Consider the following 13,315-nt stretch of genomic DNA (forward strand, 5'->3'; position numbering starts at 1 on the left):
GCCGCCTTGATATTTTCGTGTGGATACCGGCTAGAAGTCACCGTCGATGTCAGTCACGCCTACCACCTTGTGGTTGACAAATTCCTTGATGCCGAGATCCAATAGCTCGCGGCCGTAACCGGAGTTGCGGATTCCTCCGAATGGAATGTCCGCTTTGACCACGGTTGGGTGGTTGACGAAAACCATGCCGGTGGAAACCTTGCGGGCCACCTCTTCACCGTGTTTCAGATCGGAGGTAAAGACTGATCCGCCCAGACCGAATGGGGTGTCATTGGCGATGGCGATGGCGTCTTCTTCGTCCTTGGCCCTAAATAGCATAGACACTGGACCGAAGAATTCCCAATAGCGGGCAGGATTGTCCAGAGTCACATTTTCCAGAATAACAGGCTGCACGAAAGCACCCTGTTTCGGAATCTTGGGACCGACTTCCGTGGCGGTTGCACCTAATTCTATGGCTTTGGCAATCTGTTTTTTAAGCAGGTCAGCGGCCTTCTGAGAAGAAAGAGGGGCCAGAGTAGTTTCTGGATCGAACGGATCGCCTGCCTTGAGGTTCTTCACTCCTTCAATGTATTTTTCGCGATATTGATCGTAAAGTTCGTCTACGATTATCATGCGCTTGGAAGCGCAGCAGACTTGGCCGCCGTTAAAGTGGCGTCCGAACACGCCCCATTTGACGGTCTTGTCCAGCTCAGCGTCGGCCAGAACAATAAACGCATCGTTACCGCCCAGCTCCAATGTAGATTTCTTAAGGGCCTTGGCGGCCTGAACTGCAACCACGGCCCCGGCTCTTTCTGAACCTGTCAGGGCAACGCCCCGGACTCTGGGGTCACTGATAATGGTGTCTAGCTGATCGCGGGTGGCATAGAGGTTTTTGAATACACCGGCAGGCAGACCTGCTCTGGTTAATAATTTTTCCATGGCGGCTGCGGACTGCGGCACGATGGAGGCATGTTTAAGCAGAACTGTGTTACCTGCGGAAAGCTGTGGAGCTATTATCCTTGCAACTTGGTAGTAAGGGAAGTTCCAAGGCTCAATGGCCAACAGAACTCCGAGAGGCTCGGCCAGCAGATGGTATTCGCCCTTGGTGGCAGGATTCACATCAAGTTTGCGTGGGGCCAAATGAGACTCGGCGTGCTCGGCGTAGTAGTCGAAAATGTCTGCCGAAAGGTCTACTTCTCCCTCGGCTTCGGCCGTGATTTTGCCCATTTCTAAGGTCAGCAGTTTGGCATATTCACTTTTTTCGTTGCGCAATATCTCTGCAGCCTTGTGCATGACGGCAGCCCGCTTTGCAAAGCTGGAGTTTTTCCAAGATTCAAAGGCCTTCTGGGCATTGTCCAATGCCAGATTTACCTCAGCATCTGTAGAGTCATTAAAGGTAGTGACCGTTTTACCGGTAAAAGGATTAACAGTAGCGTAACTCATGAAGAATCTCCTTGGGTTAAATTTAACCCAGTCTTGACAATGTGCTGACAGGGAGTGTGTCAACTTTGTACAATCAAATACAGTTTACATATCGTTCGCGGTATTATTGTAGTCCCTAAATCAACACATCGAATTTATTAATGACCAACCAAAATGATTAACCACGATTGGTGCAGTAGTTTGCAGAAATTTTTGTATTAAATGTTGAAGAAACCTTAATACACTAAAAGCTAAATAGTTGTTATTGTCAAATGGATACAAGAAATTGAATACTAAAGTATGTAAACAGAGTAACGAAAAGACTCAGGCGATTAGACACAATTGAGCCGCTCTCAGGTTCACTGCCGGACAGGTTAAAGTATTCTATAGGCAGCTCAAAACCCTTCCATTTATTTCTTTCTTCAAAATTAAACTCAATCATAATCAAACTGGGTATACTTAATACCTATTGTATACCCGATAAGTCGCCTTGTTGGAATATGAAAGTTCTGGTTTAATTAGTCCTATCGATGATCTTGTTAACTACAATCTCACATATCTGGGTACACATGGACTCTTAAGAGCTTGCAAGAATTAATCTTAAGGACGCATTGTTTCATACTGCGTTCTCTTATCTGCGTCGTGTTGAAATTTAAAAGCGTATATATCAAAAAATAGACTTACAACTTTAGGAGAGAATATGAGACATTTTAAGATGTTATATCTTGCGGTATTTGCATTGTTTATTGCTGTGGCCATCGCAGGATGTTCCGAGCAGGAAAAAACAGGACTTGAGAAAGTTAAAGAAACCGGTGAAGTCAGCTTTGCTATGAGCGGAGGATATCCTCCATTTAATTTTTACAATAAAACTAATGAGCTGGTTGGCTTTGATGTTGATGTGGCTAAAGAAGTCGCCAAAAGATTGGGTGTGAAGCTGAAACCAGTTACCACCGAGTGGAGCGGTATTATCGAAGGACTGCGTTCAGGTATCTACAGTGGTATTCTGGGTAGTATGGCCGCTACTGAGCAGCGTAAAGAGGTCGTAGATTTTTCCATCCCTTATTACTACTCCGGCGCGCAGATGTTCGTTCGTGCAGATGGCCCGTTTGAATCTGTTCAGGGACTCAAAGATCACGCTGTCGGATTGGTGACCGGAACCACATTTGAGCAGGATGCCAAGAATCTTGGAGTCACTGATATCCGTCTTTATAAAGACGACACCAGTACACTGACCGAACTTTCAAACGGTGTTATTGCAGGTGTCATTACCGACCGTGTTGTGGGCGTAAATGCTATGAATAGCGGCAAATTTAATATCAAGCCTCTCGGTTCTCCGTTACGCAGGGAAGACATTGCCGTTGCTTTCCGCAAAGAAGACAAGACCCTTACCGACGAAGTGAATAAGATTTTAACACAGATGCATGAAGACGGAACTCTGACTGCACTGAGTATGAAGTGGCTTAATGTTGATATTACTAAGAAATAAATAAGGATAAGGGGGCTAAAGCCTCCTTACTCTTTTATAAAAGGAAACAAGATGTATTTTCATTTTTCAAGCCTGCTGGAGTATTTTCCGTATTTTCTTCCAGCAGCATGGATGACCCTTGAGATTACCATGCTTGGTATTCTTCTGGGGCTTGTCCTCGGCCTCATTACCGTGTTTATGCGCATTTCAGATAGGAAAATATTCAATCTCCCGGCTCATGCATATATTTATATAATTCGCGGAACTCCGCTTTTGCTGCAATTGCTGTTCATCTATTTCGGTATGCGCAGTCTGATCGGTTTGTCAGCATTACCAGCAGCTGTGCTGGCTCTCGGTTTTCATAACGGAGCCTACCTTGCAGAGATTTTCAGGGGCGCGATCAGCTCCATTTCTGAGGGGCAGATGGAAGCGGCTCGCAGTATCGGGCTGAGTTATCCCCGCGCAATGATCAGGATCATTCTGCCGCAGGCTTTTAAAAGAGCGATTCCGGCCCTTGGTAATCAGTTCATCATTGCTTTGAAGGATTCATCCCTTGCCAGTGCCATCACAATCAACGAGTTGCTGCTTAAATCTCAGCAACTTGCCTCATCGAACTTTATGATGATGGAAATGCTGACTATCGCCGGAATGTTTTATCTTTTCTACACGGGTGTGTTCACCTTTCTTTTTCATCGAATTGCAAGAAGGTTGGACACCAGCGGTGCGTAGAACTCAATTTTTTAAAGATTAATGCTCATCATTTTTTACACAGGAGAGTTTATGCAGGATACTATCAATATTGAAAATGTTCATAAGTGGTTTGATACCAATCACGTGCTTAAAGGAGTTAATCTCAATGTCGGTAACTCCGATGTTGTTGTGGTTATCGGGGCTAGTGGTTCCGGAAAATCTACACTGCTCAGGTGCGTGAATCGTCTGGAGACATACAATAAGGGACAGATCCGTCTCAATGGTAAGAAGGCTCCAAGCACTGAGAAAGAAATCAACGCCATGAGAAGTAAAGTCGGTATGGTTTTTCAGCATTTCAACCTGTTCCCGCATATGACTGTCTTGGGTAACGTTATAGAAGGGCCTAGACAGATCAAGAAAACACCGAAGAAGGAAGCCGTTGAGCTTGGTATGTCCTTTCTGGATAAAGTCGGCATGGCTGAAAAAGCGGATGCTTATCCTGAAACTCTTTCCGGCGGACAGAAGCAGAGGGTGGCCATTGCCCGTGCTCTGGCAATGGAACCGGAAGTAATGCTCTTTGACGAGCCTACATCCGCCCTTGATCCTGAACTGGTTGGCGAAGTGCTTACCGTTATGCAAGACCTTGCAAATGACGGGATGACCATGATGGTCGTGACCCATGAAATGAATTTTGCAAATGAAGTTGCTGATTCCGTAGCCTTTATGGATAAGGGCGTCATTCTTGAGCAGGATGCTCCTTCACGATTGTTCACAGCTCCTAATGAGGAACGAACTCAGGAATTTCTCGCTCAAATCTTATAATTATAAACTTGCAGAAAGTTGCAACTGTTTGAACGAAATGTCGGGCTTGACAGTGTTAATGACTTTTCTGCAAGGGTTCTCGCTTCGCCATCAGTTTGATCAACAATGATAAGTTCAGTCACGTGCAATATTGAGTTTTTTTATGCGGGTGGTCAGTGTGGTCGGTTTTAAGCCCAGCAATTTGGCCGCACCGTCTGTTCCGTAAATTTTACCTCTGCATTGATTAAGGGCTTCTTCAATATTTTTTTTCTGGAGCTGAATCATTTCCTTTTCGGTTAATATCTGCTCGTTTGGAAGAAATGAATGAGTCTGTGAAGTTGGATGTGTTTCGGTTCCCAAGCAGTTAAAAAAATCAAGGTTGGTTGGCGCAGAACTTGATGCAATGGCAAAACGTTCAACAATATTTTGCAGTTCGCGAACGTTTCCGGGCCATGAGTATTGGGATAGTCTTTGTATTTGTGCCGGAGTGAAATGAAATACCGGTCTTTTCATGTCTATAAGAAATTGCTTCAGGAAATGATTTGCCAGAAGGGGTATATCCTCGTTTTTTTTCCTTAACGGTGGAACTGTAATAGGAAAAACATTAAGACGGAAGTACAGGTCTTCCCTAAACCGCCCTTTCTCCACTTCCTCTTTGAGATTTTTGTTGGTTGCCGCAATGATTCTTACATCGGCTTTGCGTGTTTTTTCCTCTCCGACACGCTCGTACTCTCCTTCCTGTAGAATTCTCAGAAGGTGCGCCTGCTGCTCAAGGGGCATTTCACCTATTTCATCAAGAAAAAGTGTTCCTTGATGAGCTGCGCCGAATTTCCCGACTCTATTAGCAACAGCGCCGGAAAAGGCTCCTTTTACATGACCGAAGAATTCACTTGAAAAAAGATCTTTAGGAATGGAAGCGCAGTTCACTTTGATCAAGGGTCTGTTTCGGCGTGCGCTTCTTTGGTGTAGTTCACGAGCCACAAGCTCTTTACCCGTTCCGGATTCTCCAAGTATCAGCACGCTTGCGTCTGTTGAAGCAACAAGATCAATCTGCTGGAGAATTCTTTGCAGTGATGCGCTTTGGCCGATGAATCCGCCATAGGTCGTGCTGCTTAAAAGTTCTTCGCGCAGGTAGTTGTTTTCTGCTTCAAGCCGTCTGGTAAGTTCTTCTATTTTTTCAAAAGCTCTTGCATTAACCAGAGCAGCGGCTGCGTGGTTCGAGATAATATTTAAAATATCAAGGGCGGGCTGCGCAATTTCGCTTTTTGTAAAAACCGCGAGAACTCCCATTGTTTCCCCGTGGAAAGCCATAGGCTGTCCTGCGAATCCGTTTATACATTCTTGTTTGGCCCAGTCTGGATGAAGTATCCATTTTGAATCTTTGGAAATTGATTTTACAATTACAGGGGAGCCTGTGGCGGCAATATGGCCCACTTTTCTGGCTCCTATGGGAAAACGGCGGTGATCGCCATCAAGCCGAGACCAGTCAACAGTATTGTCTGATACGGATTGTCCTGCGCTGGCGACCAGGTGCAAACATTTTTCCTGATTGCAGCACTCGCTTCGCAAGGAACAGGATGAACATATGTCACCGTTTTTAACGAGCCATATTCTGGCGAGAGAAATGTTCGGGAATTGTGCCAGACGATTTACGATAAGCGAGAACAGCGAATCCGTGGATCTTTGCAGCCCCATTTCCAGCAAAAGAGATTGGATTTTTTCATTTCTGAAGTGGAATGTTTTTTCGTCAGCCATGAATGTATTACTAAACATAATTATCTCAACTGACAATAGGAATAGAAATTAGAGATCAGTTGTAAGGGCAGGGCATGGCGCATTCCTTGAGGTTGGTAGGTATATCTCAGTTTACGAATATCTGAAAATCCATGCTCTGCCCTTAATTATTCTCTAATAATAATTCCTCCTTTTAATTTGGATACTTAATAGCATTACGAAAATGATGTGTTCCTAAAATAATGATTCCGGCAGCCATGGAGCACACCCCTATAAAACCGAGTGCAGGAGACTGAATTCTGAAGCACATAATGATACAACTTCCGATACATATGGATACACCGAGGATTTGAGCCTTTTCCATATACAGTCCGGCGTTTTTGACACAATTATCAGCATCTCTGGAGGGAAATTCGAACCATATCCTGTTCCATATAAATGCAAAGATGACAGTAATTGTGGCTCCCCATGCCATGTTCAGCGGGAGTGCATACCATGCCATGGGAAGCGGGAGAATTGCCGGAATAGCTGCAGTAGCGGCTGCAGGTGGGTGGTCGGCGTCGAAAATCTGCATAAAGACTGCTGCAAGCAAAATAGAAATTCCAAGTTTTAACGGTATAATGAGTTCCCCGCCCGGATTTATGAAATCTCCAATCCAGACTCCGGACAGACCGCAAATTGAAGCTATCGTATGACCGACAATGACAGATTTGGGGCGTGCAACACGTAAAAATACGCAAGTAGTGTTTATAAAACATGTTGCCGCAAGAGGGGGATAGAGAACAGCTATTCCTGTTTTATTTGAAAGCATTGCAATGAAGGTCAAAAGCAATCCTCCGCCAAGTGATCCCCATACTAAACGTGCCAGAGAAATTACCCCGGGACGGTACCATTCCTTTGAAAAATCATTGCGGCATATTCCGGAAAACCTGAATTGAACAGAAGCTGGTTTTAATTTCATTTATCCCTCAAGGCTTTGTGGCTGTTCGGTGATGGAACTAAAATTCTATTTTTTACGCCGCCGATCAAGGCTATATTTTTTCGGGCCAAGATCGGCGGCTGTCATTAAGACTAAAGGTAAACGCTTACGTTCTAAAGGTTATGACCGCCAGCATATATTTGATCTGGCTTCATCAAAATCCCTGATGATCATCTCGGCCACTTTTGCCGGATCAGTGTCAACATTCATACATGAACCGATTAATTCTTTTGTTCCGTGGTAAAGGAAGTCTTTAACTTTCTGGGAGCCGTGAACAGGAGCATGAACACAGTGATAGGAGCTGAAACCGAGCATGCGGAATGCCAGTGCTGCGCCGACTCCTTTTTCATTGGACCATTCCGGTGTGACTTCGGCAAACGGAAGGTCTTTCATGTGACGCCCGGTATATTTTGCAATTTCCCTGAACACTGCCACGCTGTGAGCATTGTCAATGCATTCCCCGAAATGCCATACAGGAGGCATTTTAGGACCAAGAAACTTCAGTAATTTTTCTCCGCATTTTTCTTGTCCCTTTATTGAGCAATAACCAAGCTTGGCCATTGGGAAGGAAGCGCAGCCGTTGGTGAAAACAAGAATGTTGTTCTTGAGCAGAATATCAACGATATCCACAATGGCTTTTTCAAATACGATTCTGGTATTTGTGCACCCGGCAAGGTTGATGATTCCTTTGATTCTACCATCGATAAGAGCTGAGGCAATCGTAGAAAGAGAGCCATAGCGATGAATAAGGGTTTCAAGGTTGAAGCCTACTTCAGCTTCAATTTCATGCTCAGGAATATGTCTTTTGACATCACGCCTGTTTTTAAAACTTTCAATTGCTCTGGTGACGATGCGGTCCGCAAGCTGAGGAAGTTTATCGAGATCTGATAGATCGCGTTTATAACCGATATGCTCGGCACCGGGCAGACGGTTTGATTCGTTGGTAGTTACGACTACGGTTTTATAGCAGTTGGCAACTTCCATGATTCCGGGAAAGACTTCCTGAATATCAGCCAGCCATAAATCCAGTGCACCTGTTGCCAGGACCAGTTCTGATCCGTTGGCGTTGGATAGAGGGATTACGCCGCCAAGCCTATATAAGGTAGAAAGTCCGGAACAACAGATGCCGTAAAACTGTATCCCTGTAGCACCTGCTTCTTTTGCCATTTCAATAAATTTTTCACTGCGTCCAGCTTTTATCACTTCCATTGCCATCTGTGGAGCATGTCCATGGATAGCAATATTAACAGTATCAGTTTTTAATGTGCCTAGATTGGCTTTGACTGTGGTTCGTTGCGGGACGCCGTATAGACAGTCACTGGCGATGGAACCGCCGACAACACTGTTCATAGAGAAAGCAATGCCAAGACGCATGAACTGGTCCATTGCTTTGCGCCAATCTCCCTGCGTACCAACTGTTGTCTGATGCAGGGCTTCGAAAACTTCATGATATGAACCGACCGGGATCAGATCAAGCTCTTCCCAGACTCTTTTGCGTTCCGGGATTGCAACAGCTTCAAGTGTTTTATGGGGTCCGGGGACGGTTCTGCTTAAATCTTCTAAAAGTATGTCCGCAATTTCTCCGGCCAGTTCTTCAATACTTTTAGTTTTTATATCAAGGTTGAACATATCTGCAACTGCTTTGACTTTATTTCTGCCAATTATGGGCAGATCCACATCACCTTCAGCTGCTTTTTTAAGAGTCAGGATGATTTCTCTTGCACGTGCTCCATGGGCCGCAACTCCACCTGCCGCAGCGCGAACCAGATTACGGGCAACAATAAGATCAGCATTGGCTCCGCAGGTTCCGCGCGGTGAACGTTCGGTTATTTTGCATGGTCCAAGTGAACAAATACTACAGCAAACACCTGCCAGACCGAATGTGCAGTGTGGTTTCTGCTTATCAAAACGGTCAAAACAGTTTTCTACCCCCTGTTCATCCATATACTTAACCATTTCCCGAACTGCCGGATCAGGAGCCTGTTCCATTACATCTTTTTTGCTGGCGAAAGATTCACGATATTCTTTGACAGCAGTTTTGTAGTCTGTGAAATCGTTATGGTCATGATGGTGATGTCCGTGGCTATGATCGTGGTCATGACTATGTTCATGAGAGTTCAGTTCTTTTTCCATTTTTGCATTCCCCTATAACTGTTATGTTTCGGGAGTGCATTCCGGAGAGGCAATATTCTCTATTGCTCATTTCCACGGAGTTCCCGAAGGTATTTTGGTTGAGACTAACTTAATCTCGTGTATGGCAAGGGATGTGCCAGACTTATGTTTAGTTCAACATGTTGAAAAAATTAATTAAATTATCCATAGAGTTGGATTGCAGTAACGGAATACCGTTGTAACAACGGGATTACGTGTTTTGACCGCGAGATTCCGTTGTGGCTCCGTTGAATAAAAATTTTATCCTTCTCAACTGGCATACTTATTGTATTTAGATATTTAATATTTTATTGAATAATAGGGCTGAAAATTGATTGGAGGTTGTTATGCGCGCAGTAAAAATTAAGGTTCTTGTCTTTTTTATCGTGTTTCTTGGTTTTATGTTTTTAAATACAGGCTCTTACTGGTTTAACATTGTATCTTTGCGAGACCGCCTCGTTGTGATGGATCATTTCCATGACCTTCTTTCGGATATTCTTGAGATCAGGCGTTATGAAAAAAACTTTTTGTTTTATCCTGAACCTGAAAGTTTGAAAGAGGCTGTAATATATCTAGATAAAGCTGAAGGAGCTGTTGCGGTCCTGAAAGATAATATTATCGAAATCGGCGGTCAGGATTACTACAATAAATTCATGAAAAATATCAGTGACTACAGCCATCAGCTTAATATCTTGAGCCATGGATCTAAAGGGGATCTGTTGAAAACCAGAAATCTTGGAACGGAGATGGTTCAGAGCGCGCAAAACCTACTTTCTTTAAAGCAGAAACGAATCCATACTACCTTAATCAAAATTCAGTATATCCCAATAGTTGTAATGTTGTCGCTGGCTCTTTTAATTGTAATACTTTTTTACTGGCAGGCCAAAAAAGTGCTCGGAAGGCTTGTTTATGTCCAAAAGGCTGCGGAAGGCGTGGCAAAAGGTGATTACAGCTCTATTGATCAGATTACCAGTGATGATGAGATTTCAAGCTTGATGCATTCGGCTTTCAGCAGCATGGCGGCGGATATTGAACATCGCCAGAATCAGCTTATAGAATCAAGAAAACTCAGTTCCATAGGGACTCTTACCTCCGGCATAGCGCATGAACTGAATAATCCGCTCAACAACGTTTCCCTTACGGCTGATACCATGCTCGAAGAGTTTGAAGAACTGGAAGCGGACGAAGCCAAGGAAATGCTGAATGACATAATTAATGAGATAGGGCGGGCCAGTGAAGTTGTCCGAAATCTGCTTGATTTTTCCAGAGAGAGTGAGCAGAGCATCAGCGAACTCGGTGTGGAGACACTGATCAACGAAACTAAGAAGCTGGTTGTCAACCAGCTTAGACTTGATAAGATTACGCTTAATATTAATATTCCGGCTGACATTCCAAAGGTTCTGGGTGATTTAAACTCCTTGCAGCAGGTTTTTATAAATCTCTTTATGAACGCAGATCATGCTATGGAAGGCGGTGGAACTTTAACCGTTACCGCATCCTCCGCTCCGGATAATTATGTCAGGTTCGATGTTACAGATACAGGGTGCGGAATGACTGCGGAAACGCTGGAACGAATTTTCGACCCGTTTTTCACTACAAAGCCTGTGGGCAAAGGGACCGGGCTCGGGTTGTCAATTATCTATGGACTTATTAAGAAGCACAGTGGATTCATTGAAGTGCAAAGTAAGCTGGAAGTAGGAACTACCTTTTCAATTTATCTTCCGGCAGTAAGCCAACTGGAGAATTCTCATGGACAAATTTCGAGCGGCAGTAATTGATGATGAACGGCATACAACAAAGCTTGTTGCAAAGGTCTTAACTAAGCTTGGGTTTGAGACTGAAACATTCGATTTGGGACATCCTTTCCTGAACCGGATGGCCGAAAAGCCTTTTGATCTGGTCTTTATTGATCTTCACCTGCCGGACATTGACGGCATGACAATCCTTAACTTTGTCAAAAAAGGATTTGAAGATATTGAAGCCGTTATCATCACCGGACATGGCTCCATTCCTTCTGCCGTGGAAGCTACAAGCAAAGGCGCGGTCAACTATATTGTCAAACCTTTTCGTATTCAGGAAGTCCGGTCTTTAGCTCAGAACTGTCTTGAAAAACTGCATTTAAAGGAAGAAAACAAACGTCTGAAACAAAGTTTGAACGGTGTTGTTCAGTTTAAAAATTTTATCGGCAACAGCAAAGTTATGCAGGACCTGTTTGCTATGATCCGCAAGGTTGCCGAGGTTAATTGCAATGTGCTGCTTCAGGCGGACACCGGAACAGGTAAAGAGCGCGCAGCAAGAGCTATTCACGAACTCAGTCCAAGACGAAATAAAACCTTTGTTTCATTCAACTGCGGCGGTTTTACTGAGGAACTTATCTCCAGTGAATTGTTCGGACACGAGAAGGGCGCATTCACCGGAGCAACTGCGACTAAAATAGGTCTGCTTGAATCCGCGGACGGCGGGACTGTTTTTCTGGATGAGATAGGCGAAATGCCTATGAATATGCAGGTAAAACTGCTGCATGTCATTCAGGAGAGGCGGATTATCCGTGTTGGTGGCACTAAACCTATTTCACTTGATATCAGAATAATTGCCGCCACAAACCGCGACCTTCATAAAGAGATGGAGCTTGGGCAGTTTCGCGAGGACCTGTTCTACCGTCTCAACGTAGTTAATGTCTATCTGCCGAAATTATCTGAGCGGCGTGATGATATACCGTTGCTGGCAAACTATTTTTTGAAAACGTTTAACGCGCGTTTTGGAAAATCAGTTGAATCCATATCGCCGCAAGCTCAGGAAGTGCTTAATAACTATAACTATCCCGGAAATGTCAGAGAGCTTGAAAATATTATCCAGCGGGCTGTAGCTCTCGCTGAAGGGGATACTATAGGAATGCGTGAACTGCCGCCTGATTTGCTGAATTTAGCTTTCAGCGCGTTCGGACCGTCCGGGCTTTTTTCTCTTGAAGAAATTGAGCGCAGACATATCAAACATGTCTTAGAAGCAACCGGTTTTAATAAACATTTAAGCAGTCATATTCTAGGGGTGCCGCGGACCACTCTTTGGCGACGCATTAAAAAATATAATATTGAAGTTGATTTTGACGAAGAATAACCTTTAGCGACACGCTGTTACTTAATTCACAAAACATCTGTAAAACTGTCATAAAAAATGGCAGTTTTTTTTATTTCTGCCTCAATTAATTATCACTGTCTTTCAGCTTGTTTCATTTTGGAACGGCCTTGCGCTAATCTTGCAAAAATCATCCTGTCAGCTGAAAAACTGCATTTCATTTTGAAACACTAGTCAGTCAAATTATCTTAAGTATCATTCTGATAGATTTTCAAATCGACGTATTTGCGGGGTTTATCAGTAGCAGCCGGGGGAAGCTGTCCCTTTTCTGCGTCCGATTTTGAGAAATGATTTTTGTTTCATATTGAAACGTAAATTTAGTGAAAAAAAGAACTAATCAAATCTGCAAAAAAATATCAAAATATTTTAAATAGTTAATAATAAAAATAGTTCTAATTTGTTGGCATATGTCTTGCTTAAAGCCGATTAACGGAAAGCAAAATATGAATAATGTACTTATAGCTGTCGACACCTCTGAATCCAGTTTTTGGCTGGCGTATTACGCAATCGCGCTAACCAAAAGAATACCTATGGATGTTTCTATTCTTATGATCGAAGACGAAAATCATAAGATTAAAAGCGGAAAAGGTGATGAGTGGATAGGACTTCCGGAAAAACGTTTGGAGTCTTTGCTGGCAGAGGGGCACTCAGATAAGTCTCATATAAATTTTTATTCAACAAAGGGTAATTTTGAAGACGAGGTCATTCAATTTATCCTTGAGAATAAGATTACCACTCTGTTCATCGGTCAGCCTGAGCCGAGACGGGCTAAGCTTGATACTCAGTTTATGGCACTCCTTGAACGGATTGGAAGCAGAACCGACTGCCACATAGAAGTTGTGCAGAAGGTTTCAGCATACGGCAGTGACAAATTTTAAGAAGTAACCATCCTCTGATGGTTGCAGGAATATGATGGGAGAGTTCTTTCAGGGGGTTATCTGTTTATATCCTGAATGAGTTTA

The 13,315-nt window shown here is 43.7% G+C and carries 10 protein-coding genes; 6 read left to right on the forward strand and 4 right to left on the reverse strand.

Annotation, left to right across the window (positions count from 1 at the left end; genetic code table 11):
- Positions 1-30: 30 nt before the first annotated feature.
- A complete protein-coding gene (locus B9N78_RS08720; RefSeq protein WP_085101394.1) occupies positions 31-1,422 on the reverse strand; it encodes an NAD-dependent succinate-semialdehyde dehydrogenase in 1,392 nt (463 codons plus the stop codon).
- 679 nt (positions 1,423-2,101) lie between these two features.
- On the opposite strand from B9N78_RS08720, the gene B9N78_RS08725 reads away from it, so the two are divergent.
- The 3 genes from B9N78_RS08725 to B9N78_RS08735 are packed head-to-tail and all read left to right on the forward strand — an operon-like array spanning position 2,102 to position 4,378.
- A complete protein-coding gene (locus B9N78_RS08725) occupies positions 2,102-2,887 on the forward strand; it encodes an ABC transporter substrate-binding protein (RefSeq protein WP_085101395.1) in 786 nt (261 codons plus the stop codon).
- 51 nt (positions 2,888-2,938) lie between these two features.
- Complete coding sequence (locus B9N78_RS08730; protein ID WP_085101397.1) at positions 2,939-3,595, forward strand: amino acid ABC transporter permease; 657 nt, start codon at positions 2,939-2,941, stop codon at positions 3,593-3,595.
- 51 nt (positions 3,596-3,646) lie between these two features.
- Positions 3,647-4,378 carry an amino acid ABC transporter ATP-binding protein gene (locus tag B9N78_RS08735; RefSeq protein ID WP_085101398.1) on the forward strand — a complete coding sequence of 244 codons (732 nt, stop codon included), beginning with the start codon at positions 3,647-3,649 and terminating at the stop codon, positions 4,376-4,378.
- Between the two features lie 114 nt (positions 4,379-4,492).
- Here B9N78_RS08735 and B9N78_RS08740 read toward each other — a convergent pair whose 3' ends face one another.
- The 3 genes from B9N78_RS08740 to B9N78_RS08750 form a co-directional block, all read right to left on the reverse strand.
- Entirely contained in the window at positions 4,493-6,130 is a 1,638-nt protein-coding gene (locus tag B9N78_RS08740) for a sigma-54-dependent Fis family transcriptional regulator (RefSeq protein ID WP_212637018.1), read from the reverse strand.
- 154 nt (positions 6,131-6,284) lie between these two features.
- Positions 6,285-7,052 (reverse strand): HPP family protein, encoded by a 768-nt coding sequence (locus tag B9N78_RS08745; RefSeq protein WP_085101400.1) that lies wholly within the window; start codon positions 7,050-7,052, stop codon positions 6,285-6,287.
- 138 nt (positions 7,053-7,190) lie between these two features.
- Positions 7,191-9,203: an anaerobic carbon-monoxide dehydrogenase catalytic subunit gene (locus tag B9N78_RS08750; RefSeq protein ID WP_085101402.1), complete on the reverse strand. Its 2,013-nt coding sequence runs from the start codon at positions 9,201-9,203 to the stop codon at positions 7,191-7,193.
- A gap of 365 nt (positions 9,204-9,568) precedes the next feature.
- Here B9N78_RS08750 and B9N78_RS08755 point away from each other — a divergent pair, with 365 nt between their 5' ends.
- The 3 genes from B9N78_RS08755 (at position 9,569) to B9N78_RS08765 (ending at position 13,231) form a co-directional block, all read left to right on the forward strand.
- Entirely contained in the window at positions 9,569-10,999 is a 1,431-nt protein-coding gene (locus tag B9N78_RS08755; RefSeq protein ID WP_085101403.1) for a sensor histidine kinase, read from the forward strand.
- Positions 10,971-12,335, forward strand: a complete 1,365-nt coding sequence (locus tag B9N78_RS08760) for a sigma-54-dependent transcriptional regulator (RefSeq protein ID WP_085101405.1) — start codon at positions 10,971-10,973, stop codon at positions 12,333-12,335. Before B9N78_RS08755 ends, B9N78_RS08760 begins: the two co-directional genes overlap by 29 nt.
- A 461-nt stretch (positions 12,336-12,796) precedes the next feature.
- The gene (locus B9N78_RS08765; RefSeq protein WP_085101407.1) at positions 12,797-13,231 is read left to right on the forward strand and encodes a universal stress protein; all 435 of its coding nucleotides are present in this window, start codon (positions 12,797-12,799) and stop codon (positions 13,229-13,231) included.
- Positions 13,232-13,315: the final 84 nt, after the last annotated feature.

Origin of the sequence: Desulfovibrio gilichinskyi, from assembly GCF_900177375.1 — a bacterium.
Lineage (GTDB): Bacteria > Desulfobacterota > Desulfovibrionia > Desulfovibrionales > Desulfovibrionaceae > Maridesulfovibrio > Maridesulfovibrio gilichinskyi.